This window comes from Haloarcula amylolytica JCM 13557, assembly GCF_000336615.1.
Taxonomy (GTDB): Archaea; Halobacteriota; Halobacteria; order Halobacteriales; family Haloarculaceae; genus Haloarcula; species Haloarcula amylolytica.
In genome coordinates this window covers 344,035-369,421 of record NZ_AOLW01000006.1, presented here as the reverse complement: position 1 = coordinate 369,421, position 25,387 = coordinate 344,035, and the positions used below count along the sequence as shown (strand labels likewise).

Below are 25,387 nucleotides of genomic sequence, written 5' to 3'. Positions count from 1 at the left end.
GGGAAAGAGTCGTGGCCGCCTTAGCCCTCGATGAAGCCGGCGGATTCGTACGCGTGGTCAACGACCTCGAACACCTGTAGCAACCCGACAGGGTCGCCGTTCTCGTCGAGGTCGATCGGGCCGCTCACGCCGGTGTAGTCCACGTCCGACGGCGAGCCGCCGTTCGCCAGAATCTCGTGCGCGTCCGCGTACGTGGTCGCCTCCTCGCCCTCGGGACGGGTCACGTCCCGGACGACTTCACTGAGTGCCGCGCCCGTGAACTCGTCGGCGGCTTCGATAGCGAGTGCGCTGACGACCACCGCGTCGTAGGCGTACGCCGACCACGACGTTGGTTCCTCGCCGAAGCGCTCTTCGAACTCCGAGACGAACCCCTGGTAGTTCTCGGCGTCCTGTGGGACGCTCGGAACCACTGCTTTCATTCCATTGAGACTTCCCTCGGGAGCGGATTCGAGGACCTTCGGCCCTTTGACGCTGTCGCCGCCGTACCAGGCGGCCTGGTCGGTGACGCCCAGGTCGAACGCCTCCTGAGACATCGTCGCGAACTCCGGCTGGTAGGTGATGAACACCCACGCGTCGGCGTCGGTGTCAGCCATCGAGGAGATGGTGCTGCTGTAGGAGGACTGCCCCTGGTCGTGGGGTTCGTTGTAGACGATCTCCCCGTCGAAGGCATCGACGAAGGCCTCGCCGACAGACTGCCCGTAATCGTTGTTAATCCAGGCCAGCGCGGCGGACTCGTTGTCGTCCTCGTCGAGGAGCGTCGAGATCGCCTCCGCCTGTGCCTTGCCGGCCGGCGGCATCCGGAGCAGGTCCGGGAAGTTCGTCAGGTTCGGGCTGGTGCTGTTCTGACTGATCTGGACGACGTCCGTGTTCTGGACGACGCTCTCGTGGATGGCCGTGCTGACACCGCTCCCGACGGTCCCGATGAGCAGCGGGACCTCCTCCTGATTGACGAGCGTCTGGGCCGCGCTGACCCCGCCCTGACTCGTGCTCTGGTCGTCCTCCTGTGAGATAGCCAGTTCGCCGCCACCGACGCCGACCGAGTTGATGTCGTCGAGCGCGATCTCCTTGCCGCGCTGGTTCCGCTGGCCGAACGCGGACAGCGACCCGGAGAGGCTGTCGACCATCCCGATGGTGTAGGTTTCGGAACTGGAGTCCGTCGAGGAGTCCGTCGACTCGCCGTCACCGCCGTCACCGCCGTCGCCGTCACCCCCATCACCGTCCTCGGGAGCACCGCCGGAACAACCGGCGAGGCCGACGAGTCCGGCACTGGCAGCGGCTTTGATTACGCTTCGCCTGTCGATCGAGCGCTTGTCATGGTCGTTCATGGTATACTGATATCCTTTTTCGTAAGTCCCTGTATAACCCTGTCACCGTCCATGGTAGGCACCCTGTTCTGGACGGCGTACGGAAAGCCGTCAATTAATACTTCTGGAACGCCTTTCCCGCATAGAGTATCGCTACGGCTATGGAACGAACGGAGTTTATCACGGTAGACACGCATACGGGCGGAGAGCCGACGCGCATCGTACTCGACGGCATCGAGGCCGACACACTCGCCGGAGAGACCGTCCGGGAGAGACGCGACCGGTTCGCAGCCACAGCAGACGGCGTCCGAAAACTCCTCATGCAGGAGCCCCGCGGACACGCGGATATGTTCGGGGCGGTCCCGGTGCCAACCGACCGGGCCGACCTCGGGGTCTTCTTCATGGACACTGACGGCTATCTGGACATGTGTGGCCACGGCCTCATCGGGGTCGTGACCGCACTCGTCGAACGGGGCGAACTCCCCGAAACGCGGGAAATGACCGTCGAAACCCCGGCCGGGCTGGTCGACGTGACGGTCGAGATAGCTGACGGCGTCGTCCGCCGCGTCGCGTTCGAGAACGTCGACAGTTACGTCTGTGAGACGGTCTCCGTCGAACAGGACGGTGTCCCGGTCGAGGCTCGTATCGTCTATTCCGGGAACTACTTCGCCGTCGTCGACGCTGAGAGCCTGGGTGTCACGCTCGACGGCGAGGATGCCACGCAGTGTATCGAGCCCGCACTGGCACTCCGCCGAGCAGTCAACGACGTCGCACCCGAAGACCCGGTCACCGGTTCGTCAGTGACCGTCTCGGCAGTCGAACTCACCGCCGGAGGCGACAGCAGCCGGAGCTGTGTGGTGTTCGCCGACGGGTCTATCGACCGCTCTCCCTGTGGGACGGGGACGTGTGCGCGGTTGACGCTTCACCACGTCGACGGTGACCTCGCTGTTGGCGAGCGTGTCGAAGTGACCGGCCCGGCGGGGTCGGCGTTCGAGGGGTATATCAGCGAGACAAACGTCGACGGCGGTGTCACCGTGACCAGCCCGGTCGTTTCGGGTACAGCGCATATCACGGGCGAGCACACGTTTTACCGGGACGACGACGATACGCTCGGCAGTTTCACACTCACTTAATTTCAGGTCTTGAGATGGGATTTTTTTGGTAGGGGGTGCGTTTAGGCCTATATAGTGGCGTAGTTTCGATAATGATTCCGCCGATAGCGAACAACTTCGTCGCCGGGGAGACAGCCCCGGGGGCGCTCGACCACGTCGCTTCGCTCAACGACGACGGCGTCAAGGGCATCCTAAATCTGTTAGGCGAACACTACGACGAGCGCCAGCCCGCCGACGAGGACGCAGACCAGTACATCGAGTTAGTCAAAGAAATTGACAGGAGCGGCCTCGACTGCGCTATCTCGGTCAAGCCCTCGCAGATCGGCCTCGACGTTGGCGACGACGTGTTCGTCGAGAACCTCGAACGGATCGTTGCGGCGGGCGACGACCACGGCGTCTTCGTCTGGGTCGACATGGAGGACTACACGACGACCGACGTGACCCTCGACGCGTACGAGCGACTCGTCACGGACCATGAGGGCGGCGTCGGCGTCTGTACGCAAGCGAACCTCAAGCGGACGCCCGAGGACCTCGAACGGCTCGCGCCTCTTCCCGGGAAGGTCCGGCTGGTCAAGGGGGCCTACTCCGAGCCGGAGAGTGTTTCCTACAAGAAAAAAGAGCGCGTCAACGAAGCCTACCGCGACTGTCTCGAACTGATGTTCGAGGAGTTCGATGGCGGCATCGGCGTCGGCAGCCACGATCCGGCGATGATAGACTACGCGAAGGACCTCCACGACGAGTACGGCACTGACTACGAGGTGCAGATGCTGATGGGCGTCCGCGACGACGCCCAGCGTGACCTCGCCGCGGAGGGCGTCCCGATGTGGCAGTACATCCCCTACGGCGACAAGTGGTTCTCCTACTTCTACCGGCGCGTCCGCGAGCGCAAGGAGAACGCGCTGTTCGCTGTCCGGGCCGTGCTGAGCTAGAGTAACTTCGACGGTGTACGGCCCTCCCCCTCGAAACAGGCAACCGGGTTCCCGTTCTCCCAGGGGTCGGGGTCCAGCGCGTCGGCCCCATCGAAATCGTTTCGCGTCGTTCTGGCCCGGACAACTCGCGTCGAACTGATATAGTACGTGACGTACTGGGTTATATAGTCGAAGTTCGTACCGGGGTGAATCGTCCCGGAACCGACGTACTGCAGTCGGACGACGGCCGAATTAGCGGGCCCCGAGGCGACCCAGAAATCCTGGACAGAGATGTCGAACTGGGTCAGGTAGCTGTCGGACTGGCCGTCAGTCGTCATGTCCCTGTTCGCTAGCATCTCGGCGTTCTGCCGGTAGGCCAGTTCGAACGCAGTGGCGTACTCCACCGCACCCTCGCCTGCCGGCTCCGATGGCGGCCGCCCGGGATACCCACGGGGAGCAAGCGCCCCCTTCCGGTCGACTGGCTCAGCCATCGGTCTCGAAGCGGCCGAGCAGGACACGTTCGGGGGCGTTTCCGGAATCTGGATCGCCCATCCAGTGGCCGGCGTCGGCGTCGCTGTGGCTGCCGGCGTCTCAGTTGAGTCAGCCCCGTCGAAAGCGAAACAACCAGCTGTGGAAAGCCCCGCCCCGATGCTGGTGAGAGCCTGCACGAAATGACGGCGTGTTATCCCCATGGCACACGTGGCAGTAGCGGCTCCAATGGTAAACGGTTTCAGGACATTCAAGAACGTATTTGAGCCATCCATCTGGTTGATGTGAAGGAGCACAGTTCCCAGTCCACCATGGTCAACTCGAAGGCTCTGCAACGAACCGTCACACGGTTCTACCAGAACCTCGACGGCCTCTCCGAGCAGAAACAGAACGGGAACAAGGTGGGGAAGCTCAAGTGGAAGTCACCTCGGGAGTTCCAGAGTATGACGTATTCGCAGTCCGGCTTCGAACTCAAAAACACGAGTGGCCGACACGCGATACTCTGGCTCTCCAAAATCGGAGACATCAAAATCCGCTACCACCGCAAAATCCCTGACGAAGCGGACATCAAAGAAGTCACGGTCAAAAAAGAGACGACCGGTGACTGGTTCGTCTCCTTCGGTCTCGAAACCGACGACGCTGCCCTGCCCGAGAAACCCGCGCTGGACGAGTTAGATTCAAGCAACAGCGTGGGTATCGACCTCGGAATCTTCAACTACGTCCACACCAGCGACGGCAAGACGGTGGATTGGCTCGACCTCGAAGACGAGTACGAGCGACTCCGCCGCGAGCAACGCAAGCTCTCACGGAAGCAGAAAGGGTCGAACAACTACGAGAAACAGCGTCGGGAAGTGGCGAAGGTCAAGCGTCACATTCGGCAGAAGGTGCTGGACTACCAGCACAAGATTACGACGTGGCTCGTCCGTGAGTACGACGCGGTGTTTGTCGAGGATTTGGACGTGAAGGGAATGTTGGAACAGTCGCACAACGCTCGCAACAAGCAGGACGCGGCGTGGCGACAGTTCATCACTCTCCTTGATTACAAGGCCGACCTGTACGGTTGTCACGTCGTGCAGGTCGAAGCGCGAGGCACCACCAAAGAATGTGCGTCGTGTGGTGTGGAGACAGCGAAGTCCATCTGGGTGCGTGAGCACTCCTGTCCGTCGTGCGGATTCGAGACGGACAGGGACGCGAACGCGGCGATGAACGTCTTGCAGAGAGGCTTTTCTGAACTAGGGCTGGGATGGCCCGAAGAGACGCCCGTGGAGACTGCGCTCCCTACGGACACACCTGACTTTCAGCGTGTGTCTGCAAAGCGCGTCGTGGAAACGGGAAGCCTCGGGGCTTGACCCCGAGGCGATTCACGCCACTCTCGCTGTGGCTACTGGTCCGGGTCGAGCAGTTTCGCTTCTGCTTTCCGGAGGTGTTCGAGCAGCGTCGTCTTCGAAACGCCGAGTTTCGACGCGAGTTCGCGCGTCGAGATGCCCCGCGGCCACGCGTAGTAGTCCTCCTGTCTGGCGAGTTCGAACGCCTCGCGCTGGCTGTCCGAGAGCCGGTCCATCCGCCGGAGTTGCTGCGGATTGCCGCCGCCGGCGGACGTGATTCGCGTGACTTCGATATCGGCCGACTGTTCCTCGCGGATCTCGTCGAGGAGCGACTCGGCCTCGTCGCGGGAGTCCGGGAAAAACACCGGCCAGTGTTCGCGACCGTGACGGACCCGAACCGGGTCGTTGTGGATGAACCCCCGCGAGAGGAGGCTGTCGCTGATGGTGTTGTCCGGGTCGTACTCGACGAACAGCTCGCGGGTCGTGTTCCCCGGCGACGAGCCCGTGCCAGTCGCGCCGTGGCGCTCGCGTAACTCCAGCACGGAGTCGGTCAACGACGAATCACGGGTCGCGTCGATGAGGTCCTCGACGTCGTTAATACTGTCTGCGTACGCCGTAAACAGGCCCTTCACGCTGCCGTTCTGCGTGTTGTACACGCCGTGAGCCAACAGGCCCGCCGCGGTCTGATCGGTGACTTCGAGGGTCCAGCAGTCAGGATGCCAGATGCTCAGGGTGAGCTGGAGTCCCCCGTGTTCTGATTGTGCTTCACTCATACTGGGCGCCCTCCGTATGAAGGGGTGCTAAAGACAGTCACGATATGGACGCAGATAAAGGTGCGGTTCATAAGGGGAACACCGACCATGGGAGATAATGCCGGATTGTAAATGACATATCAGGCTACGACCGGCCCCCTGACCATGGACGGTGGAACATATTGGTGGGGGACGCGTACAGTACCTACCATGAGTACAGACGACTCACGGCGACACTACATCGACGGTGAATGGACGACAGGCACCGGCGACGAAACGTTCACAAGTCAGAACCCGGCCACGGGCGAGGCGCTCGCCTCGTTCCACCGCGGGACCGAAGACGACGTCGACCGCGCGCTAGCTGCGGCAGAGGACGCGTACGACGAGTGGCGCTCGCTCTCGCACATCGACCGCGCGGAGTACCTCTGGGACATCTACCACGAGCTGCGTGACCGCCACGAGGAACTCGGCGAAATCGTCACCATGGAGTGTGGCAAGGAGATCAGCGAAGGGCTGGCCGACGTGACCGAGTCCTGGCACATGGTCGAGTGGGCCGCCGGCAACGCCCGCCATCCACACGGCGACGTGGTACCGTCCGAAATCGCCAGCAAAGACGCCTACATGCGGCGTAAGCCGAAGGGCGTCGTCGGCTGTATCACCCCGTGGAACTTCCCGGTCGCCATCCCGTTCTGGCACCTCGCAGTGACGCTGGTCGAGGGCAACACCGTCGTCTGGAAGCCCGCCGAGCAGACGCCGTGGTGTGCCCACATCATCGCCGAGATGTTCGAGGACTCGGGCATCCCGGACGGCGTGTTCAACCTCGTGCAGGGCTACGGCGACGCCGGCAACGCCATCGTCGAGGACGACCGCGTCGAGACGGTCCTCTTTACCGGGAGCGCGGAAGTCGGCCACAAGATCGCCTCCAAGGTCGGCGGCGAACCCGGCAAGATCGCCGCTTGCGAGATGGGCGGAAAGAACGCCGTCATCGTCACGGAGGAAGCCGACCTCGACATCGCCGTCCACTCGGCCGTGATGTCCAGCTTCAAGACGACCGGCCAGCGCTGTGTCTCCTCGGAGCGGCTCATCGTCCACGAGGACCTCTACGACGAGTTCAAGGAGCGGTTCGTCGACATCGCCGCGGACATCGCCGTCGGCGACCCGCTGGAGGAAGACACCTTCATGGGGCCGCTCATCGAGGACGACCAGGTCGAGAAGTTCAAACGCTACAACGACCTCGCCCGCGAGGAGGGCGCAAATGTGCTCGTCGACCGCGCCGACCTCGGTGCCGAAGAGATTCCCGAGGGTCACGAGGAGGGCCACTGGGTCGGCCCGTTCGTCTACGAGATCGACTACGACGAGGACCTGCGCTGTATCAACGAGGAAGTGTTCGGGCCCCACGTCGCGCTGCTGGAATACTCCGGTGACTTCGACCGCGCACTGGAGATGCACAACAGTGTCGACTACGGCCTCGCCGGCGCCATCATCTCCGAGGACTACCGCCAGATCAACCAGTTCCGCGACGAAGCCGAAATCGGCCTCGCCTACGGCAACCTCCCGTGTATCGGCGCGGAGGTCCACCTGCCCTTCGGCGGCGTCAAGAAGTCCGGCAACGGCCTCCCGAGCGGCCGCGAGGTCATCGAGGCCGTCACCGAGCGCACCGCCTGGACGCTGAACAACTCCAAGGACATCGAGATGGCACAGGGGCTGTCGGCGGACATCATCACGGATGAGTAAGTCTGTCCAGCCGCCGGAGGTCGGCTCCGTCTGCCCGCGCTGTCGCGGGGAGACGACGACGGCGACCGGCATCGAGAGTTGCACCGACTGCTCGTGGGTCGGCTGTCTCGGCGCTGACTGACGCGACGACATCGCTTTTCCGTACGGCCCCAGCGTCTGTCCCACACCGTCACGGGGGCCACGGACCGGGTTCTCGGTCCAACTTTTCCAAACCTTAAACCTCTCCCCGTCGAAGTACCGTCTATGAGCGACAACGACAGCAGAAAGAACCTGCGGATGCCGGAAGAGGACGAGGTGTTCGCCGTCGTCATGGACATGCTTGGCGCGAACCGCGTCAAGGTACGCTGTATGGACGGCGTCGAGCGCACAGCCCGGATTCCGGGCAAGATGCAAAAGCGGATCTGGATACGCGAAGACGACGTAGTCCTCGTCGAACCCTGGGACTGGCAAGACGAGAAAGCCGACATCACATGGCGCTATGAGAAACAGGACGCCGACCAACTGCGCGAGGAGGGGCACATCCAGGAGTAGCCTGACATGTATCTGGCCGCGGGCTCGACGGAGGCAAAAGCGTGACCGAGGGGCAGTTCGGCCTGCTCGATACGGACGACGTTGACTCACCGGGTGACGAATGGGAAGAGGTCGACGTCTCCGACACGGAAGCCGACCGCATCGCCCGCAAGCGGGACCGCGAGTTCAGCGAGTTCCGCGAGCGCATCAAGGACGCCGACCAGTTCAAGGTCGAGGCCAGCGTCTTCGACGACGCCACCTACGGCGCGCTGTACAAGCTCGTGCAGGACGGCCACATCGACGCCTTCGGTGGCCCAATCTCGACCGGAAAAGAGGCCAACGTCTACACCGCACTCTCTGGCGACAAGGAGGTCGCCGTCAAAGTGTACCGCATCAACGCCTCCGATTTCAAGGACATGCGGAGCTATCTCGACGGCGACCCCCGGTTCGAGGGCATCGGCTCGGACAAGAAGAAGGTCGTCACCGCGTGGGTCCGCAAGGAGTCCTCGAATCTCAAGCGCGCCCGACGAGCGGGCGTCCGCACGCCGGAGCCCATCGCCGTCGAGCGGAACGTCCTCGTGATGGAGTACCTCGGAACCGAAGAAGGCCGCAGCAAACGTCTCAGCGAGGTCCACATCGAGAACCCGGAGACGGCCTACGAGGTCGTCAAGGAGTACACCCGCCGACTGTACGACGCCGGCCTCGTCCACGGCGACCTCTCGGAGTACAACATCGTCTTCCACGAGGGCCAACTGTACATCATCGACCTGGGCCAGGCGGTGACCATCCACCACCCCAACGCCGACGATTTCCTCGAACGGGACTGCCGCAACGTCGCGAACTTCTTCGCCAGACAGGGCGTCGACGCTGCGCCCGAGGACCTGCTCGCGTACGTCCGGGAGTACGCGACACCGAAGGACAAGGACGACACCGCCCCGGGGAGCGACGACGACGCCGTCCCGCAGGGGACGCCAGCCGACCGTCGTGACGACGAGTAACCACCAGCGTTCTGTTCGCGTGATGTTTTTTGGGGGGGTAGAATCTTATCGCAGCGGCGATATGTGAATTGTAGCCATTATCACCCATGGCACTGAGTTCCGGCAGACAAACCGCAGCACACTGCCGTTGTTACCCGCTTCCTCACAACCCGGTTTGACTGTGAAAACCACGGTACGTAAAATGTTAGAGGGCGTATATATACACATGGATGACCTGTCACAGTGCTACCCATGCTGTGTGAGTCGGCGCTGGCCTGTTCCAAGCAGGTGCGGCTGATGGACACCACCCCATCAGACAGCAGTTCGGATCAGCAGACCGCGAACAGCGACGCCTCGGTGTCTGAGCGCCTCATCGAGGGACTGTCCTCGCATGCGGTGTTCATGCTCGACGCTGATGGCACCATCACGACCTGGCCCGACCCGGCAGCGACGCTGTACGGCTACGACCGGGACGCGGCGGTCGGCCACCACGTCGACATGCTGTTTGCCGACCCCGAGGAGATGGAGACGACCGTCGAATCACTTCTGGCGGAGGCGGTGGACGAGCCCATCGAGACACAGCACTGGCACCGACAGGCTGACGGGTCGGTGTTCTGGGCGACACTCTCGCTCTCACCGCTCGAAGATGGGGAATCCGAAGGGTTCGTCGCAGTCAGCCAGGACACGACCGAGAAACACCAGTACGACAAGATGCTCGAACGCCAGAACGACCGGCTCAAGGAGTTCACGGATATCCTCGCCCACGACCTGCGGAGCCCACTCAGCGTCATCTCCTCACGGGTGCATCTGGCCCGCGAAACCGGTGACGAGGAACACCTCGACGCGCTCGAAGAGACGAGCGACAGGATGGCCCGCCTCGTCGATGACCTGCTCTCTGTCGCCAAGCAGGGCAACGTCGTCACCGATCCGGAAACGACGAACGTCAAGGACGTCGTCGACACCGCCTGGGAGGGGGCCGGCGGAACCACCGAGCGAGCCACGCTCCACTACGACCACGTCGGCCCGGTGAGCGCCGACGCCGACCGCCTCATCGAACTGTTCGAGAACCTCTTTCAGAACAGCATCCGACACGGCGACGGAGCCGTTATCGTCCGCGTCGGCCCGCTGGACCACGGCTTCTACGTCGAGGACGACGGCCCCGGCATCCCGGCCGACAATCAGGACGACGTGTTCGACCACGGCTTCACGACTGCCGAAGACGGCAGCGGCTACGGGCTCTCGATTGTCCGGACCATCGCGGGCGCACACGGCTGGGACATCCTCGTCACCGACAGCGACACGGGCGGCGCGCGGTTCGAAATTACCGGCGTCGAGTTCCTGGACTGAAATGGCTTCTGCCGGCGGACGGGCGCCCGGCATCTTACAGTCACGCGACTGCCGAAGTTTTAAACAGGCAGACCCTCCTACAGAGAGGTATACTTATGCAACACGTGAAGATTCCGCAGGACCGTATCGGTGTGTTGATCGGCGAGGGAGGTGAGACCATGCGCGAGATCGAGGAGCGCGCAGAGGTCCGGCTGGATATCGATTCCGAGGACGGCACGGTGAAAGTCGAGTCCGTCGGCGACCCCGTGACGGCGCTGAAAGGCCCCGACATCGTGAAGGCCATCGGCCGCGGGTTCGCGCCCGACGACGCGCTGGCGCTGCTCGAGGACGATATGATGATGTTCGAACTCATCGACATCGAGGCCGCCTCCCGAAACAAGAACGACTTCCGCCGCCAGAAGGGCCGGCTCATCGGTGAGGGCGGCCGGACGCGGGAACTCATGCAGGAACTCTCCGGCGCGGCCGTCGTCATCTACGGCTCGACGCTGGGCATCATCGGCGGCCCGGAGCAGGTCGACGCCGTGCGAGAGGCCGCCGAGATGATTCTGGACGGGGCTCCCCACGGCTCCGTCTACTCGTTCCTCGAACGCAAGCACAACGAGATGAAGCACAAAGGCCTCGAATATCACCAGTTCACCGGGTAAGTCCGGTAAATCAGCTGTCTGGCTGGCGATTGCGAGCCACGGCGACAGTATGAGTGCGTACGGTCACTGCTGAATCCCGTCAGCGGCGCACCACACCGTTTTCCCGAAACACGCTCTACGAGACGGTATGCCGACCATCGCCGATACCCATATCGTCAACCGGGAGCGCGTCCAGCCGACCCACGCGAACAACTACAACAGCGCCCACGGGGGAATCGTGATGAAGTGGATGGACGAGATCGGGGCGATGTCTGCCATGCGGGCCGCCAGGGAGTCCTGCGTGACCGCACAGATGTCTCGCGTCGACTTCGAGCGCCCGATACCCATCGGTGACACCGCGCTCATCGAGTCATACGCCTACGCGACCGGCCGGACCAGCGTCCGGGTTCGAATCGAAGTCGCCCGCGAGGCCCCACACACGGGCGAAACGGAGGAAACGACGAGCGCCTACGCCACCTTCGTCGCTGTCGACGACGGCAAACCGACGCCTGTCCCCGAGCTGACGGCCGAAAGCGAGGCGTGCAAGCAGTTGCGCGAGACGGCGCTCGCAGAAGAGCCAGAGCGGTAGCCAGAACGAGCCATAGCAGAGCATCGCTGGGGACCGGGTACGTTCGCGCTCTGGACTCAGCGTTCGAGATTCCGCGGCGTGTCGAAGTAATTGAGCATATCCAGCACCGCGCCCATGATGAAGCTGATGACGGCGATGACCAGGACGAGCCCCGTAAGCAGTGTCGATATCGGAGGGTTCAGCGTGAACTGGAACGCGGCAATGAAGACGCAGGTGACCATCCCGACGACCAGCAGGAACGAACCGGCGCTGGGGTCGTCTCCGGTGAGGAATTCGAGTCCGGCGAGGAAGCCAGAGGTCTGTGGGGGGTCCTCGGCAACGTCTTCGGTCATTGCTCGGCCTCGGACTGTGCCGTTGCCGCGGCCCGTTGAATGATCTGCACGAGGTGAGACACCCAGAGTCCGCCGGTGAAGCCGAACAGGGCGGAGACGATTACGGCTTTCGTGAGGGTGGCAAGCGGGGCAACCGCCGCTAGCAGGCAGAGTCCTCCGAAGAGGAGCATCAGTCCGTACTGGATTCTGGTATCGAGGTCGAGGCGTGTGATGGTCTGGGCGAGGGTTGAGCGCATGTGTCGATAGTGGTGGCTGGTCGGACGGCCGGCTAGTTGTGACTCGATACCACGGCGGAATCCGGCGTCAGTTCCTGTTCAGTCAGCGCCCTCTTCGAGAAGCCGTTTGATTTCGCCGAGTTTGAGGTATGCAGCGAGACTGAGAATAGTCGCGGGCCAGAGACCGATGAACTGGCCCCGCTGTTTGTCACCCCGGACGTAGTAGAAGTACAGCGCCAGGGCAACGGACGCGACGGACGCCAGCGCGGCGGGCCCCATGGCGCGGCCGTTCTCGGCTTGCGATACCGCATCTGCCGCCTCGTCGTGTGTGGTACTCACATGCACTGTTAGGCCTACAGCGGTATATCCCTTTGCAAGCAGTCAGCAGAACTGAAGGTTTCGGGGATTCCACGCTTCGGTGCAATTTCGGGCTTGCAACTGCCGCTATTGCCTCACCAGATCACGGAGTCCCGTCGCTCTGTACAGTTAATTCGTTGTAGAAAGCCTAGGCCGGAATTTGAATCCGGGGTCTCGTCCTTACCAAGGACTTGCTTTACCGAGGAGGCCTTCGGCCCTGAAAGCGGCTACCTTTGCCGCAAACGCCCACTTTGCGTGCTTCTTATCTCTCTATTAGCAACGCTACTTATAAAAGAATTGGGTATTCAGCCCCGTATGCCGTCTGTGGACACCGGAAAACGACAAACGTGTTCGGGTGAGCGTTGCCCTACTCGACACACCATATTTGTGAGGGGTGCTGTGCGGTTCATACGTGTGGCCCCACGACATCGAGCGTGGATGATAGTATGTACGTTTCAGATATGCTGTGGTGAATCAGTTAGAAAGTAGAGCGTGCGAATTGACCGATTACTCGTTTACCACTCGTTTTTTATAAATAAGATATGCTAACGGACTCATTAGAAGATAAATGAGAGCAGTCATTCCCAAAAATAGCTCGCTGGAATCTATCGCTAAACTATAGAATAGACCGAGTCCAACAAGAACGTATGCCGCAGCGAGTGCCCAAATAATTCTCATCGTACATAATGAGTTGATGCCTGATGAGATAATGATTGTGGAGCATTTCCTCCGAACTTACCGAAGCTACTCACCACATTGAGGGGCAGAAAGAACAGTTCCCTCGATGACGTGGCTCACGACTGACGACTACCGGGGCCAAATCCACCGAATCCTTCACCCGTATCTCGCCGTATCGAGGGCCTTTCGTCACTTAGTCGTCGTCAGCGGTGTACGCGCCGCCCCGACGCTTGATACGTGCGACGACGAGCCGTCGGTCGTCCTGCCGGAAGCTCACGGAGAGCCGGAACTCCCCGACGCGTATCTTCTTGTACGGGCTGTTCTGGAGCGGCTCACCGTAGTCCGGCGGGTCGCGCCACGGCGAGGAGACGATTTCATCGAGCTTGTCGAGTATCCGGTCTTGGTCGGTAGGGGACAGTCCGTCGAGGTCGTCTTCGGCCGTCGAGGAGAGTTCCCACGTCCACCCGTCGTCACTCATCGCTCGTGCCGAACCGCTCGCGGGCTTCCTCGGCGCTCGTCGTTCGTCCCTCGCGGATGTCTTCCTCGGCTTCGAGCAGGGCGACGAGTTCGTCGCGGTCGAACGTCGGGAACTCAACGGCGTCTCGAAGCGTGTACCGGATGAACTCGCTCCGACTGTTGAACCCACGTCCCTGCCACGTATCGTCTATCTGTTCGAGGAACGACTCGGTGAGCTTGAAATTCACCGTGGCGATGTCGTCCCCGCCGTCATCATTCGTAGCTGCTTCAGACATATAGACGTAATACGCTAGTCTTACCAATAGTCGTTTCGGCGGAGGCTCACTCACCGCGTAACCGACGTGGATAGCCGCATCAAGGAGCAGTTCTATCACATTCCTGACTACGGTTCATCGTCCGTCCTGTGAGTGTGGATTAGCGAAATCCGGGATGTCGCTTGAGGGGACGCGCCCCCGGTCTATTTCGGGTCTAATCCGCCGCTGTCTGCGAATTAGTTTATGTGTCCTGATAGTTTGACGAATCGCATTACGGCGAGGGATGCCCTGTTTAGCGAGAGAAGCGAATCTTGAACGGGTTTCGTTCAGGAGTGTGTAGCCAGAAAAGTGCGCGTACAAGGAGTGTACGGAGGAAAAAGCCTAGGCCGGAATTTGAATCCGGGGTCTCGTCCTTACCAAGGACGCGCTTTACCGCTAAGCTACCCAGGCACGCATCAATGTGTATCCGGCAATTGTCTAAAGTCGTTTCGATTCGGGGCCGGTGTGTCGATTAGTATCAGTGGTCGGCCGCGGCCTCGGTCCCGTCGCCGGATGGCTGTTCGGCCCCCGCGCGGGCCCGGAGCGCGTCGGCGACGTCCTCACGGAGCAACTCGGCGTTGGGCGGGAGGCCGTCGACGGCCAGTTCAGTCGCGTACTCGCGGAGTGTCGGGGTGGGACGGATGCCGGCGGCGGTGACGCCGGCGACCACGGCGAGTTCCAGAATGTCAGTTTCGAGCGCGGTGTCGAGACTGTCGTCGTTGGTCGTCTGACGGACTGTCTGGTCGTGACCGAACGAACGGACGACGGAGACGGCGGCGTCGGCGGCCTCGGTCCTGGCGAGCAGGTAGAAGCCACGCGAGACGAGGATGTCCGCGATGAGGATATCCAGGTCGGCCGTGTCGCGGTCGCCGTTGACCCAAGGGTCGTCGCGGGCCAGTTGGCGAGTGAGCGAGAGTCCCTCGTAGATGAGTTGAACGCCGGCGGCTCGGTCGGCGACGCCGTCAGCCAGGTCGACCGGTGGGTCGCTGGTCGCGCCCGCGCTGACGAGCGTCAGGACGCCGGGCGCAAGCGACGCGTCGTCCAGGCGAGCGGCGATCCGCTCGTGAAGCCGGTCAGGCTCGACATCGTCGACTGCCGCCAACGCCGCTCGGCGAACTGCCGCCACTTCCTCCATTATGAGGGTCTAGCGACGGGAAGGGCAAAGACCTTTGGAAACCGCAGAGTCACAGCAGGCATGGTACAGACCACGAGCGGCGATGGTATCCGGACCCTGACGCTCGACCGGCCCGACCAGCGCAATGCGCTCACCAGCACGGCGCTACGTGACCTCGAAGCAGCAGTCGAGTCAGCGACCGAGCCAGTGCTGTACCTCCACGGCGCTGGCGAGGCGTTCTGCGCCGGCGCGGACCTCGACGAGGTCAAGGCCCTCGATTCGGAGCGCGCCGAGGCGTTCGCGGCGCTGGGCCAGCGGGTCGCTCGGACGCTCGAATCCTACGACGGGGCCGTCGTCGCCGGTATCGACGGCGCGGCGCGGGGCGGCGGCGTCGAACTGGCGCTGGCCTGCGATATCCGGGTGGCGACGCCCGGCGCAACGCTGGCCGAAACCGGGGTCAAACTCGGCCTGTTCGGGGCCTGGGGCGGGACGGCGCGGCTCCCCGACATCGTCGGGACCGGCGACGCGCTGGATATCGCGCTCTCTGGCCGAACGCTTGATGCCGAGACGGCCCTGCAGATGGGGCTTGTCTCGCGGGTCACTGCGGAGCCTCGGGCCGTCGCCGAGGAAGTGGCGGCCGTCGACACGGACGCGCTACGAGTGCTGAAAGCACGGATGCGGGACGACGCCGACAGGGAGACCCAGGAGCGCCGTGAACAGCAGGCCTTCGCCGACCTCAGCGCGAAGACGGAGTAGGGAAGGGTACAAGACGACGCCTCGCATACGGGCCGCCAATGGTCGACTGTGAGTACTGCGCGGAATCGTTCGACGGTGACGACGCCTATCTCGACCACCTCGCCGACGCCCACGACGGCGAACTGGGGGCTATCGACCGTCGGCGCGTCGAGGAACACACCGGAGGCGAGGACGACGGGACCCTTCCGATGGGTCCAATCATCATCGGCATCGTCGTGGTGTTTGCGATCGGACTCACAGCATACGCGACTCAGCTAAGTGGGGGGGACGGCGGCAGCGACACGGACCTCGTCGGGACGGCGGGCGCACAGCCGCTTTCGGCAGTCGAGGCCTCCGGGGTCGAAGCGTCGCCATTGGACGACACCGGCGACAGCGACCGACTGGCCGGCGTCGAGCAGTTCCCTGACAGAGGGACCACCCACGTCGAAGAAGGCAGTGCTATCGACTACCAGCGGGTCCCGCCACTCTCCGGGACGCACTACGCTTCGACAGTCGATGCAGGCTTCTACGAGGCGACGCCGCTGCTCGGTTCGCTCGTCCACACGCTCGAACACGGCGCGGTCATCGTCTACTACGACCCCGATGCAATTTCCCCAGAAGCCAGAGAGAGCCTTCGGGAGTTCTCCAGCACCCACACCGGCACCTGGCGGAGCGTCGTCGCCGTCCCGAACCCCAACGACGACCCGCGGGCGACCTACGTCGTGACGGCGTGGCGGCACGAGCTAACGCTGGACAGTTACGACGCCGACACCGTCCACGCGTTCCTCTCGGAGTATCTGGGCCGCGGGCCGGAGAACCCGGTCCGCTGACGGCTAACTCGAAGGAACAGGCCTCAGTACAGCGGGTCCGCACCCGGCGGCATCGCTCGCTTGTGGGCGCTCGATTCGTACATTTCTCGGACAGTCTCGACAACATCCAGCGGGACACCGAGCCGGTCGGCCGTCGCAGCCGCCGGGACGCCGCCGTCGATATGCAGGGCGAGGATAGAGTCGAGCGTGTCGTAGTCCATCCCCATCTCGTCGGCGTCGGTCTGGCCGGCCCACATCTCGGCGCTGGCGGTCTTCTCCGCGAGGTCGTCGGGGACGCCGACGTGTTTCGCCAGCTGCCGGACCTGCTGTTTGTACAGCGCCGCGATGGGATGGCAGTCGACCGCGCCGTCGCCGTACTTCGTGTAGTAGCCGACCAGCGCCTCGCTCCGGTTACCGGTGCCCAGTACCAGCGCGTTCTCGTGGTTCCCGACGAGATAGTTCAGCACCGCCCGGCAGCGAACCCGGAGATTGCCGACGGCGAGCTGGTCACCCTCGGCGTCGGGATAGGCGTCGAGGAACGCGTCGACGAGCGGGTTAATTTCGATGACGTCGTACTCGATGCCGAGCAGGTCGTTGGCCACGCGCTCGGCGTCGCTCATGTTGTCCGCGCGGTTGACCTCGCTGGGCATCACGAGGCCGTGGACAGCGTCGCGGCCGAGCGCCTCGACAGCCAGGTGTGAGACGAGTGTGCTGTCGATGCCGCCCGAGAGCCCCAGCACCACGGTGTCGACACCGGCGGCGTCGACCTGCTCCTCGATGAACGACGTGATATGGTCGCGGTGGGCGTCCAGTTCAGCCTCGGAGAACGTCAGGTCGATCGGGTCGTTGGCCCGTACGACGGAGTCCGCTGTTGCCATATCTACTAGTTGGCCGGGCGGAACTAATACCCATCCATCGGCGCGATATTTTCGGACGACCGTCCAGTCGAAACGCTACGTTCAAGTGCGGTCGCTGTTGACAGTTCGATACGGGGTTCGCAGGTCCGACCGACCTGCAGTCTACCACAGCGCGCCGGTGGTGAGCAAATCCGACGGATTTGCGAGCCTCGGCGCGCGAGTGAACGTAGTGAACGATGCGCGCCGGTGGTCCAGTGGTAGGACATTGCCTTCCCAAGGCAATAGCCCGGGTTCAATTCCCGGCCGGCGCATTTTGATGCGAGCAAGTCGCGAGCAGCAAATGCAGTCCACGGGAATTGAATCACGCGAGGCGAACAGAGTGAGTCTCGCCATCGGGTTCAATTCCCGGCCGGCGCATTCCCTGCGGTCGTTTACTGTCCGATGTTCGCGAACGGACTGGTTCGCTCACTCCCGGCCGAGGCATTCTTCCCGTCGTTTCCCAGTGTGAGCGACACAGCCCGCGGACCGCGGGATACTTGTCGGGGCCGGGCATACCCAGTGCCAACAGATGGACGCGCCGCTGTGGACGGAGACACACGCCCCGGAGTTGTCGGACATCCGCCAGCCGAAGGCCCGCGAGCACCTGCAAGGAGCCATCGAGGAGCCGATGAACCTCCTGGTCCACGGACCGAAAGGGAGCGGGAAGACGGCCGCTGTCCGAGCCTTTGCCCGGGAAGTCCACGAGAACCCCGACGCGGACTTCACGGAACTCAACATGGCCGACGTGTTCGGCATGACGAAAAAGGAGGTCTCGAACGACCCGCGGTTCGCGTCGTTCATCGACAGCAAGCGCCGCCGCGAATCCTCGAAGGCAGACCTCATCAACCACGTCCTCAAGGAGTCCGCCAGCTACTCGCCGGTGTCGGGCAGCTACAAGACCATCCTGCTGGACAATGCCGAGGGGATGCGCGAGGACTTCCAGCAGGCACTGCGCCGGGTGATGGAGCAGTACTACGAGGCGACGCAGTTCGTTATCGCGACGCGCCAGCCCTCGGCCGTTATCCCGCCGATCCGCTCGCGGTGTTTCCCGGTCGTGATGCGCGAACCGACTCACGAGGAGACGGCGTCCGTACTGGAGGACATCGTCACCGCGGAGGGTGTCGACCATGACGACGACGGCATCGAGTACGTCGCCGGCTACGCGGAGGGTGACCTCCGGACCGCAGTGCTGGCCGCCCAGACGACTGCCGAAGCCGAGGGCGAGGTGACGATGGACGCCGCCTTCGAGACGCTGAACGCCGTCGAGGCCGACGACCAGGTCGAGCAGATGATCGACGCGGCCGAGGACGGGCGCTTTACCGACGCGCGGTCGACGCTGGACGACCTGCTCGTCGACGAGGGATACGGCGCGTCCGATATCCTCGACGATATGCTGGAAGTGGCTCGGTCACGCTACTCCGGGGACCGACTGGCCGAGATTCACGAGATGGCCGGAGAGACGGATATGGCGCTCGTGGACGCGGCCAACGAGCGAATCCATCTCTCACACTTCCTCGCACAACTGGGCGAGCGGTAGGGAACGGCTGCCGGCCGATAATGCTCTGGGGCGCTGTACGGGACACAGCCGGCCGCTACTGTACGTTCCCGCGCCTCTTGCCGAACCGCGATACGGCGCGGTGACATGGAATCGCGGACGCTCAGCCGCCGAGGCGGCGTCAACCGCTTCGAAATCCTTTTACGCGCTTCGGCGGGTAGATACGGACAACGAACCATGGATATCGACATCATCGAAGAAGACGAGAATCCCATGTTGCACCGTACGGACGTCCGGTTCGAGGTCGTCCACGACGAAGCCACCCCCTCCCGTCTCTCTGTCCGCGACTCTCTTGCGGCCACGCTGAACAAGGACGCGGAAGAAGTCGTCATCCACAAGCTCGACACCAAGTTCGGCATGCGGAAGACGGTCGGCTACGCGAAGGTCTACGACAACCCTGAGTACGCCCGCGACGTCGAGCAGGACCACATGCTCGAACGCAACAAGATCGTCGCCGACGGCGAAGAGGAAGCGGAGGAAGCATAGATGCCACACAACGAGTACTACAGCGACGACGGCGAACTCGACCGCGAGACCTGTCCCCGGTGCGGTGACACCGTCCTCGCCGAGCACGAGGACCGCCAGCACTGCGGCAAGTGCGGCTACACCGAGTGGAAGTAAGGCCGCCCGATGCGTATTCTGGGTATCGAAGGTACCGCCTGGGCAGCCAGTGCTTCGGTGTTCGAGACGCCGGACCCAGCCCGGGTAACCGACGACGACTACGTTTTTATCGAAACTGACGCGTACGCCCCAGACAGCGGCGGCATCCACCCGCGCGAGGCCGCCGAGCACATGGGCGAGGCCATCCCGACCGTCGTCGAGACGGCCATCGGACATGCACACGAGCGGGCGGCCGCTGGCGGTACGAACGGGGACGGAGACGACAGCGCGCCGATTGACGCCGTCGCCTTCGCTCGTGGTCCGGGACTCGGCCCCTGTCTTCGCATCGTCGCCACAGCCGCTCGGGCGGTCGCCCAACGGTTCGACGTGCCGCTGGTCGGCGTGAACCACATGGTCGCTCACCTCGAAGTGGGTCGCCATCGCTCGGGCTTCGATTCGCCGGTGTGTCTGAACGCCTCCGGCGCGAATGCCCACATTCTGGGCTACCGGAACGGTCGCTACCGCGTGCTGGGCGAGACGATGGACACCGGCGTCGGTAACGCTATCGACAAGTTCACTCGCCACATCGGCTGGTCCCATCCCGGCGGACCGAAGGTCGAACAGCACGCTCGCGACGGCGAGTACCACGAACTGCCCTACGTCGTCAAGGGGATGGACTTCTCCTTTTCGGGCATCATGAGCGCTGCCAAGCAGGCCGTTGACGAGGGCGTCCCGGTCGACGACGTCTGTCGCGGGATGGAGGAGACCATCTTCGCGATGCTGACGGAAGTCTCCGAGCGGGCGCTGTCGCTGACCGGTGCTGACGAACTGGTGCTGGGCGGCGGTGTCGGCCAGAACGACCGCCTCCAGCGGATGCTCGGCGAGATGTGCGAGCAACGCGGCGCGGCGTTCTACGCCCCCGAGGACCGCTTCCTGCGGGACAACGCCGGGATGATCGCGATGCTCGGCGCGAAGATGTACGCGGCCGGCGACACAATCGCCATCGAAGACTCACAGATCGACTCGAACTTCCGGCCCGACGAAGTGACCGTCACCTGGCGCGGGGCCGAGGAGTCAGTCGACAGCTATCGAGCGGCGGACGACGAAGTCCAGGGCGCGGAGGCGACCGTCCGCTTCGAGGAGGACCGAGTCATCAAGGAGCGCGTGCCACGGAGCTACCGCCATCCGACGCTCGACGAGCGCCTCCGAACTGAGCGGACCCGACAGGAAGCCCGCCTCACCAGCGAGGCGCGCCGACACGGCGTCCCGACGCCGCTCGTGCGGGACGTGGACCCGCAGGAATCCCGCATCGTCTTCCAGCGCGTGGGCGAGGCGGACCTCCGTGAGGGGCTGTCGGAGGCGCGCGTCGCGGACGTGGGGCGCTGGCTCGCCCGCATCCACGACGCCGGATTCGTCCACGGTGACCCGACGACACGGAACGTCCGAGTCGGTAGCCACGACGACCAGACGGACCGGACCTTCCTCATCGACTTCGGCCTCGGCTACTACACGCAGGAGGCCGAGGACCACGCGATGGACCTCCACGTCCTCGCCCAGTCGCTCGCCGGGACCGCGGACGACCCCGAGACGCTACTGTCGGCCGCCGAAGACGCCTACCGGACCGAGAGCGACCACGCCGACGCGGTGTTCGCCAGCCTCGACGACATCGAGGGGCGGGGCCGGTATCAGTAGAATAGGAACCAAGGGAGGTGCTGAGTCGCGGTCGGCGGAGAAAGCATACCGCGAGCGTAGCGAGCGGTTTCACGCGAATCGCTCCGCGATTCGCGCTTTTTTCGCCCACGTTTTTCGAGGAGCCGTCCCCGCAGCGAGCGAAGCGAGCGAGGAACGGTGACGATGAAAAAGGTGGTGGACAAATGGTTTAACCTCGGCCCGAATAGGAATCGGTATGGCAGAAAAACCCCAGTCGGGAACGTTGTTCGGCGTGCCGTACAACTTCGAACGACCGAGCCTCAAGCGGTTGGTGTCGGCCTATTGGAAGCCGGGCGATGACATGCTGGTGGAGAAGCCGTTCGGCATCGGCTACACGCTGAACCTGGCGAACTGGCGCTCGTGGGTCGTGCTGGCGGTCGCCGGCGTGATGCTGTATCTCGAACGCGGCGGCAGCAGCGAGGAGTTCGAGTCCGAGAGCGAGGACGAACCGGTCGAAGTCGTCGTCGACTGAGACGGATTGGTTGAGCGGTTGCGGAGTTTCGACGGCTCTTTTATCGCCGGTCGCTGTGTGCCGGTATGCTCAATTTTGTCACGACCAATCCCGGAAAGGTACGGGAAGCGACCGAGTATCTCGACGACGAGGTCGAACAGTTCGACTTCGACTACCCGGAAGTCCAGGCCGATGACCTGAAAACGGTCGCGGCCGAGGGGGCGCGGGCGGCCTACCGAGCGGCTGACGGGCCAGTCATCGTCGACGACGCAGGGCTGTTCATCGACGCCTTCGACGGGTTCCCCGGGCCGTACTCCTCCTACGTCGAGGACACCGTCGGCGTGGAGCGCGTCTGGCGCATGACCGAGCCGGAGGACGACCGCGGCGCGGCGTTCAAGACGGTCATCGCCTACTGCGACGGCGAAGGGTTCGAGGCGACGCCTGATCCGGGCGGGATCGACCGCGAGGACCGGCGCGGACAGGACCTGGCGGCCGAAGACCGCGGCGCGGCGACGACGGACGAACAGGTCCACGACGGGAGCGCGGGGAGGAGCAGCGAGACAGTCCCGGTAAAGCTGTTCGAGGGGCGCGTGAACGGCGAGATTGTCGCCCCGCGCGGCGAGGGCGGGTTCGGCTTCGACCCGATCTTCGAGCACGACGGAACGACGTTCGCGGAGATGAGCACCGAGCAGAAAAACGCGATCTCCCACCGCGGGCGGGCGTTGTCGAAGTTCGCGGAGTGGTACGGTGAGCGGTAGCGAACCGTCCGTCGAGGGATGTGCCGCATCCCTCGGAAGTTCCAGCGGCGAGGGGCCGACGGCGCTGGAACCCGAAGCGACACCGGTCGCGGAGTGGTACGGTGAGCGGTAGCGACGTGCCGGTCGTCGGGACCGGCGGCACCGCCCTGATAACCGGTGCGTCGGCGGGCATCGGCAAATCGCTGGCACAGGAGTTCGCCGCACGCGGGCACGACGTGGTGCTGGTCGCCCGGAGCGAGGAGAAACTGGAGCGGTTGGCCGAGGATCTCGAAACGAGGGGCATCACGGCGACACCAATCACGATGGACCTCGACCACGCGGCGGCCGCCGAAGCCCTGTACGAGGAGGTGCTGGACCGCGGGCTGGACATCGGTGTCCTCGTCAACAACGTCGGCGTGGGGACCTACGGCCCGTTCGCCGAAAGCGATCTCGACGCCGAGCGGACGCAGTTGCGGCTGAACGTCATGCTCCCGGTCGAACTGACGCGGCTATTCCTCGACGAGTTCGACGACGGCGGCGCGGTTATCAACGTGGGTTCAGTCGCCGGGTTCCAGCCGGGACCGAATCTCGCTGGCTACTACGCGAGCAAAGCGTACATCAACAGCTTCAGCGAGGCGCTGGCCGAGGAACTCCGTGAGACTCCGGTCGATGTGACGGTCGTCTGTCCCGGCCCGGTCGACACAGAGTTTCAGGAACGAGCCGGGATGGCGGACTCGATGGTTGGATCTGTCGCCTCGAATACGCCCGAAGCAGTCGCATCGGCGGCCTACGAAGGGGCCGCCACTGGCGAGACTGTCGTGATTCCGCGGCGGTCGATGCGGCTTATCGACCGGCTGGTCAGGGTGACGCCGCGCTGGGTCGTCCGGCGCGTCGCAGCGCTGGTCAATCGAGGCCGGTAGAGAATCAAGAGCGAGAATGCCATCTGAACGAGGCTCGTATCGCCATGTTCTGAGTCTTCGTCTACTGATTCCTTTTCAATATCCGAGAATTAGACTGGAACATTATTAAACACTGTAAGAAAAGGGTTCGTATGCTCACAGATCTGGTCGGACAGTACAAAGCGGTGATACGCGAATCACTGGACTTCTTCGGCGTCTCCGGCTCCGTCGAGCGGAAGGTGCTCGCGGCCGTCGGTCTACAGTTTGCCGCCTCGGTCGCGCTGGCAGTCGTCTCTCTCGTCGCCAGCGGGACCGTCCGGTTCGTCGTCACCGGTGTATTGCTCGCTGGCGCTATCGTCGCGTTCGCCAACACGGTGTTCATCACCCGCGAGGACTTCGTCGAGCCAATCACAGCCATGGCCGCGGGTGCGGACCACATCGCGTCCGGCGAACTCGACGTGGAACTGCCAGAGAGCGAGCGCGACGACGAGGTCGCCGAACTGCTCTCGTCGTTCAGGTCGATGCAATCCTATCTGCTAACGGTGTCCCGGCAAGCCGACGCGCTCTCCCGGCAGGAGTTCGACGCCGATGTGCTTGATGAGGATGTCCCCGGAGCTTTCGGAGAGTCGCTGGAGAAGATGGCCGCCAGTATGGACGACTACACCACCGAACTCAAGACGATGACCAGCGACCTCGAACGGCGCTCCCAGGCGCTGAACGACCTCGTCGTCGCCTTCGGTGACGCCGCCGAACGGGCGAAAGACGGGGACCTGACGGCCACTATCGACGAGGACTTCGAGGCCGACGACGAGCAGTTCGACGCCGTTGTCCAGAACTACAACGACCTCGTGACGACGCTGGGGGAGACAGTTGCCACCGTCGCCGCGTTCGCAGAGGACGTCGACGAGACGAGCGATCACGTCACCCGGAGCGTCGAAGAGATCGACGATGCGAGCGACGAGATTTCCCGGTCGGTTCAGGAGATCTCGGCCGGAGCCAGTCAGCAGGCGTCGCGTCACGACGACGTCGCCTCGGAGATGAACAGGCTGTCTGCCACCGTCGAAGAGATCACCGCGACCGCCGAAAGCGCCGCCGGGACCGCCGAGCAGGCGACACAGCGAGGCCGAGAGGGGCGCGCGGACGCCGAGCAGGCGATCGACGAACTCGACGAGATGGAGGCTCGTATCGACGACATCGCCGTTGCGGTCGAGAGTCTGGTCGACCAGATCAGCGAAATCGACGACATCGTCGAGGTCATCACGGACATCGCCGAGCAGACGAATATGCTCGCGTTGAACGCTTCCATCGAGGCGGCCCGGGCGGACGGAAGCGGTGACGGGTTCGCCGTCGTCGCCGACGAGGTGAAGACGCTCGCCGAGGAGACCCGCGACGCCGCGACAGACGTGTCGGACCGCATCGAATCGGTCCAGCACGAGGCCAGCGAGACCGTCAGCGACGTAGAGGCGACGAACCAGCAGGTGACCGACAGCGCCGCGACCATCGAGTCGGCGCTCCGGGACTTCGAGGACATCGTCGACGTGCTCGGCGAAGTCAACGATTCGATTCAGGAGATATCGGGAGCTACCTCCGAACAGGCGGAGACCACGCAGGAGGTCGTCGATATGGTCGACGAAGTCGCGACTGTGAGCGAGCAGACCAACGAGGAGTCCGAGGCCGTCGCCGCCGCGACCGAGGAACAGACCGCGACGATTACCGAAGTGACCACCGAAGTACAGGAGATGGCAGCCCAGACCGACGAGTTGCGTGAGGTGCTTGCGGAATTCGACGTTGCCGAGGACGCAGCCGGGCCGTCGGGAGAAGGCGCCACAACCACCGTAACGACGGCTGACGACTGAGCA

Annotated in this window: 31 protein-coding genes and 2 tRNA genes; 22 read left to right on the top strand and 11 right to left on the bottom strand. The window is 63.5% G+C overall.

Annotation, left to right across the window (positions count from 1 at the left end; genetic code table 11):
• Nucleotides 1-20 precede the first annotated feature (20 nt).
• A complete protein-coding gene (locus tag C442_RS02170) occupies nt 21-1,325 on the bottom strand; it encodes an ABC transporter substrate-binding protein (protein WP_008307442.1) in 1,305 nt (434 codons plus the stop codon).
• 140 nt (nt 1,326-1,465) lie between these two features.
• Here C442_RS02170 and C442_RS02165 point away from each other — a divergent pair, with 140 nt between their 5' ends.
• Nucleotides 1,466-2,437, top strand: a complete 972-nt coding sequence (locus C442_RS02165) for a proline racemase family protein (RefSeq protein ID WP_008307441.1) — start codon at nt 1,466-1,468, stop codon at nt 2,435-2,437.
• Between the two features lie 71 nt (nt 2,438-2,508).
• Nucleotides 2,509-3,345 carry a proline dehydrogenase family protein gene (locus tag C442_RS02160; protein WP_008307440.1) on the top strand — a complete coding sequence of 279 codons (837 nt, stop codon included), beginning with the start codon at nt 2,509-2,511 and terminating at the stop codon, nt 3,343-3,345.
• On the opposite strand, the gene C442_RS02155 is transcribed toward C442_RS02160, so the two are convergent.
• A complete protein-coding gene (locus C442_RS02155) occupies nt 3,342-3,815 on the bottom strand; it encodes a hypothetical protein (RefSeq protein WP_049942766.1) in 474 nt (157 codons plus the stop codon). The genes C442_RS02160 and C442_RS02155 overlap by 4 nt on opposite strands.
• A gap of 309 nt (nt 3,816-4,124) precedes the next feature.
• Here C442_RS02155 and C442_RS02150 point away from each other — a divergent pair, with 309 nt between their 5' ends.
• Entirely contained in the window at nt 4,125-5,162 is a 1,038-nt protein-coding gene (locus C442_RS02150; RefSeq protein WP_008307438.1) for an RNA-guided endonuclease InsQ/TnpB family protein, read from the top strand.
• Between the two features lie 32 nt (nt 5,163-5,194).
• Here the strand turns inward: C442_RS02150 and C442_RS02145 are convergent, their stop codons facing one another.
• The gene (locus C442_RS02145; protein WP_008307437.1) at nt 5,195-5,911 is read right to left on the bottom strand and encodes a helix-turn-helix domain-containing protein; all 717 of its coding nucleotides are present in this window, start codon (nt 5,909-5,911) and stop codon (nt 5,195-5,197) included.
• Nucleotides 5,912-6,100: 189 nt separating this feature from the next.
• On the opposite strand from C442_RS02145, the gene C442_RS02140 reads away from it, so the two are divergent.
• The 7 genes from C442_RS02140 to C442_RS02115 all read left to right on the top strand — a co-directional run bounded on the left by C442_RS02140 (nt 6,101) and on the right by C442_RS02115 (nt 11,670).
• Entirely contained in the window at nt 6,101-7,624 is a 1,524-nt protein-coding gene (locus tag C442_RS02140) for an aldehyde dehydrogenase family protein (protein ID WP_008307436.1), read from the top strand.
• Nucleotides 7,617-7,745 carry a hypothetical protein gene (locus C442_RS22815; RefSeq protein WP_275039401.1) on the top strand — a complete coding sequence of 43 codons (129 nt, stop codon included), beginning with the start codon at nt 7,617-7,619 and terminating at the stop codon, nt 7,743-7,745. The genes C442_RS02140 and C442_RS22815 overlap by 8 nt, the downstream gene beginning before the upstream one ends.
• Before the next feature lie 122 nt (nt 7,746-7,867).
• Nucleotides 7,868-8,155 (top strand): translation initiation factor eIF-1A, encoded by a 288-nt coding sequence (eif1A, locus tag C442_RS02135; RefSeq protein WP_004516096.1) that lies wholly within the window; start codon nt 7,868-7,870, stop codon nt 8,153-8,155.
• Between the two features lie 41 nt (nt 8,156-8,196).
• Entirely contained in the window at nt 8,197-9,132 is a 936-nt protein-coding gene (gene rio1 / locus C442_RS02130; RefSeq protein WP_008307435.1) for a serine/threonine-protein kinase Rio1, read from the top strand.
• Between the two features lie 276 nt (nt 9,133-9,408).
• Nucleotides 9,409-10,458 carry a two-component system sensor histidine kinase NtrB gene (locus C442_RS02125; protein ID WP_049942773.1) on the top strand — a complete coding sequence of 350 codons (1,050 nt, stop codon included), beginning with the start codon at nt 9,409-9,411 and terminating at the stop codon, nt 10,456-10,458.
• Between the two features lie 95 nt (nt 10,459-10,553).
• Nucleotides 10,554-11,102, top strand: a complete 549-nt coding sequence (locus C442_RS02120) for a KH domain-containing protein (protein ID WP_004590591.1) — start codon at nt 10,554-10,556, stop codon at nt 11,100-11,102.
• Between the two features lie 127 nt (nt 11,103-11,229).
• Nucleotides 11,230-11,670, top strand: a complete 441-nt coding sequence (locus C442_RS02115) for an acyl-CoA thioesterase (protein WP_008307433.1) — start codon at nt 11,230-11,232, stop codon at nt 11,668-11,670.
• 56 nt (nt 11,671-11,726) lie between these two features.
• On the opposite strand, the gene C442_RS02110 is transcribed toward C442_RS02115, so the two are convergent.
• The 7 genes from C442_RS02110 to C442_RS02075 all read right to left on the bottom strand — a co-directional run bounded on the left by C442_RS02110 (nt 11,727) and on the right by C442_RS02075 (nt 15,157).
• Nucleotides 11,727-12,002 (bottom strand): hypothetical protein, encoded by a 276-nt coding sequence (locus C442_RS02110; RefSeq protein ID WP_008307432.1) that lies wholly within the window; start codon nt 12,000-12,002, stop codon nt 11,727-11,729.
• The gene (locus tag C442_RS02105) at nt 11,999-12,238 is read right to left on the bottom strand and encodes a hypothetical protein (RefSeq protein WP_008307430.1); all 240 of its coding nucleotides are present in this window, start codon (nt 12,236-12,238) and stop codon (nt 11,999-12,001) included. The genes C442_RS02110 and C442_RS02105 overlap by 4 nt, the downstream gene beginning before the upstream one ends.
• 78 nt (nt 12,239-12,316) lie before the next feature.
• Nucleotides 12,317-12,556, bottom strand: a complete 240-nt coding sequence (locus C442_RS02100) for a hypothetical protein (RefSeq protein ID WP_008307427.1) — start codon at nt 12,554-12,556, stop codon at nt 12,317-12,319.
• A gap of 889 nt (nt 12,557-13,445) precedes the next feature.
• A complete protein-coding gene (locus C442_RS02090; protein ID WP_008307425.1) occupies nt 13,446-13,730 on the bottom strand; it encodes a type II toxin-antitoxin system RelE family toxin in 285 nt (94 codons plus the stop codon).
• Complete coding sequence (locus C442_RS02085; RefSeq protein WP_008307424.1) at nt 13,723-14,004, bottom strand: ribbon-helix-helix domain-containing protein; 282 nt, start codon at nt 14,002-14,004, stop codon at nt 13,723-13,725. The genes C442_RS02090 and C442_RS02085 overlap by 8 nt, the downstream gene beginning before the upstream one ends.
• Before the next feature lie 357 nt (nt 14,005-14,361).
• Nucleotides 14,362-14,433, bottom strand: a tRNA-Thr gene (locus tag C442_RS02080).
• Nucleotides 14,434-14,500: 67 nt separating this feature from the next.
• A complete protein-coding gene (locus C442_RS02075) occupies nt 14,501-15,157 on the bottom strand; it encodes a DUF7114 family protein (protein ID WP_008307423.1) in 657 nt (218 codons plus the stop codon).
• A 60-nt stretch (nt 15,158-15,217) separates the two neighbouring features.
• Between C442_RS02075 and C442_RS02070 the strand changes: the two genes are divergently transcribed.
• Both C442_RS02070 and C442_RS02065 read left to right on the top strand, forming a co-directional pair.
• Nucleotides 15,218-15,892, top strand: a complete 675-nt coding sequence (locus tag C442_RS02070; RefSeq protein WP_008307422.1) for an enoyl-CoA hydratase/isomerase family protein — start codon at nt 15,218-15,220, stop codon at nt 15,890-15,892.
• Between the two features lie 38 nt (nt 15,893-15,930).
• Nucleotides 15,931-16,701 (top strand): DUF3105 domain-containing protein, encoded by a 771-nt coding sequence (locus C442_RS02065; protein WP_008307420.1) that lies wholly within the window; start codon nt 15,931-15,933, stop codon nt 16,699-16,701.
• Between the two features lie 23 nt (nt 16,702-16,724).
• Here C442_RS02065 and C442_RS02060 read toward each other — a convergent pair whose 3' ends face one another.
• Nucleotides 16,725-17,558, bottom strand: coding sequence for an NAD+ synthase (locus C442_RS02060; RefSeq protein ID WP_008307418.1), 834 nt, complete (start codon nt 17,556-17,558; stop codon nt 16,725-16,727).
• Nucleotides 17,559-17,777: 219 nt separating this feature from the next.
• Between C442_RS02060 and C442_RS02055 the strand changes: the two genes are divergently transcribed.
• The 10 genes from C442_RS02055 to C442_RS02015 all read left to right on the top strand — a co-directional run bounded on the left by C442_RS02055 (nt 17,778) and on the right by C442_RS02015 (nt 25,384).
• Nucleotides 17,778-17,848, top strand: a tRNA-Gly gene (locus tag C442_RS02055).
• 257 nt (nt 17,849-18,105) lie between these two features.
• A complete protein-coding gene (locus C442_RS02050; RefSeq protein ID WP_008307416.1) occupies nt 18,106-19,113 on the top strand; it encodes an AAA family ATPase in 1,008 nt (335 codons plus the stop codon).
• Nucleotides 19,114-19,308: 195 nt separating this feature from the next.
• Complete coding sequence (locus C442_RS02045; protein WP_004516108.1) at nt 19,309-19,617, top strand: 30S ribosomal protein S24e; 309 nt, start codon at nt 19,309-19,311, stop codon at nt 19,615-19,617.
• A complete protein-coding gene (locus tag C442_RS02040) occupies nt 19,618-19,752 on the top strand; it encodes a 30S ribosomal protein S27ae (protein WP_004590578.1) in 135 nt (44 codons plus the stop codon).
• Between the two features lie 9 nt (nt 19,753-19,761).
• The gene (locus C442_RS02035; RefSeq protein ID WP_008307410.1) at nt 19,762-21,423 is read left to right on the top strand and encodes a bifunctional N(6)-L-threonylcarbamoyladenine synthase/serine/threonine protein kinase; all 1,662 of its coding nucleotides are present in this window, start codon (nt 19,762-19,764) and stop codon (nt 21,421-21,423) included.
• A gap of 214 nt (nt 21,424-21,637) precedes the next feature.
• On the top strand, nt 21,638-21,913 hold the full coding sequence (locus tag C442_RS02030) for a DUF5808 domain-containing protein (RefSeq protein ID WP_004590574.1): 276 nt from the start codon (nt 21,638-21,640) through the stop codon (nt 21,911-21,913).
• Nucleotides 21,914-21,978: 65 nt separating this feature from the next.
• Complete coding sequence (locus C442_RS02025; RefSeq protein WP_008307408.1) at nt 21,979-22,650, top strand: non-canonical purine NTP pyrophosphatase; 672 nt, start codon at nt 21,979-21,981, stop codon at nt 22,648-22,650.
• Complete coding sequence (locus C442_RS22810) at nt 22,640-22,762, top strand: hypothetical protein (RefSeq protein ID WP_275039400.1); 123 nt, start codon at nt 22,640-22,642, stop codon at nt 22,760-22,762. The genes C442_RS02025 and C442_RS22810 overlap by 11 nt, the downstream gene beginning before the upstream one ends.
• Complete coding sequence (locus C442_RS02020) at nt 22,752-23,549, top strand: SDR family NAD(P)-dependent oxidoreductase (protein WP_008307406.1); 798 nt, start codon at nt 22,752-22,754, stop codon at nt 23,547-23,549. Before C442_RS22810 ends, C442_RS02020 begins: the two co-directional genes overlap by 11 nt.
• A 131-nt stretch (nt 23,550-23,680) precedes the next feature.
• A complete protein-coding gene (locus C442_RS02015) occupies nt 23,681-25,384 on the top strand; it encodes a methyl-accepting chemotaxis protein (protein ID WP_008307405.1) in 1,704 nt (567 codons plus the stop codon).
• Nucleotides 25,385-25,387 lie beyond the last annotated feature (3 nt).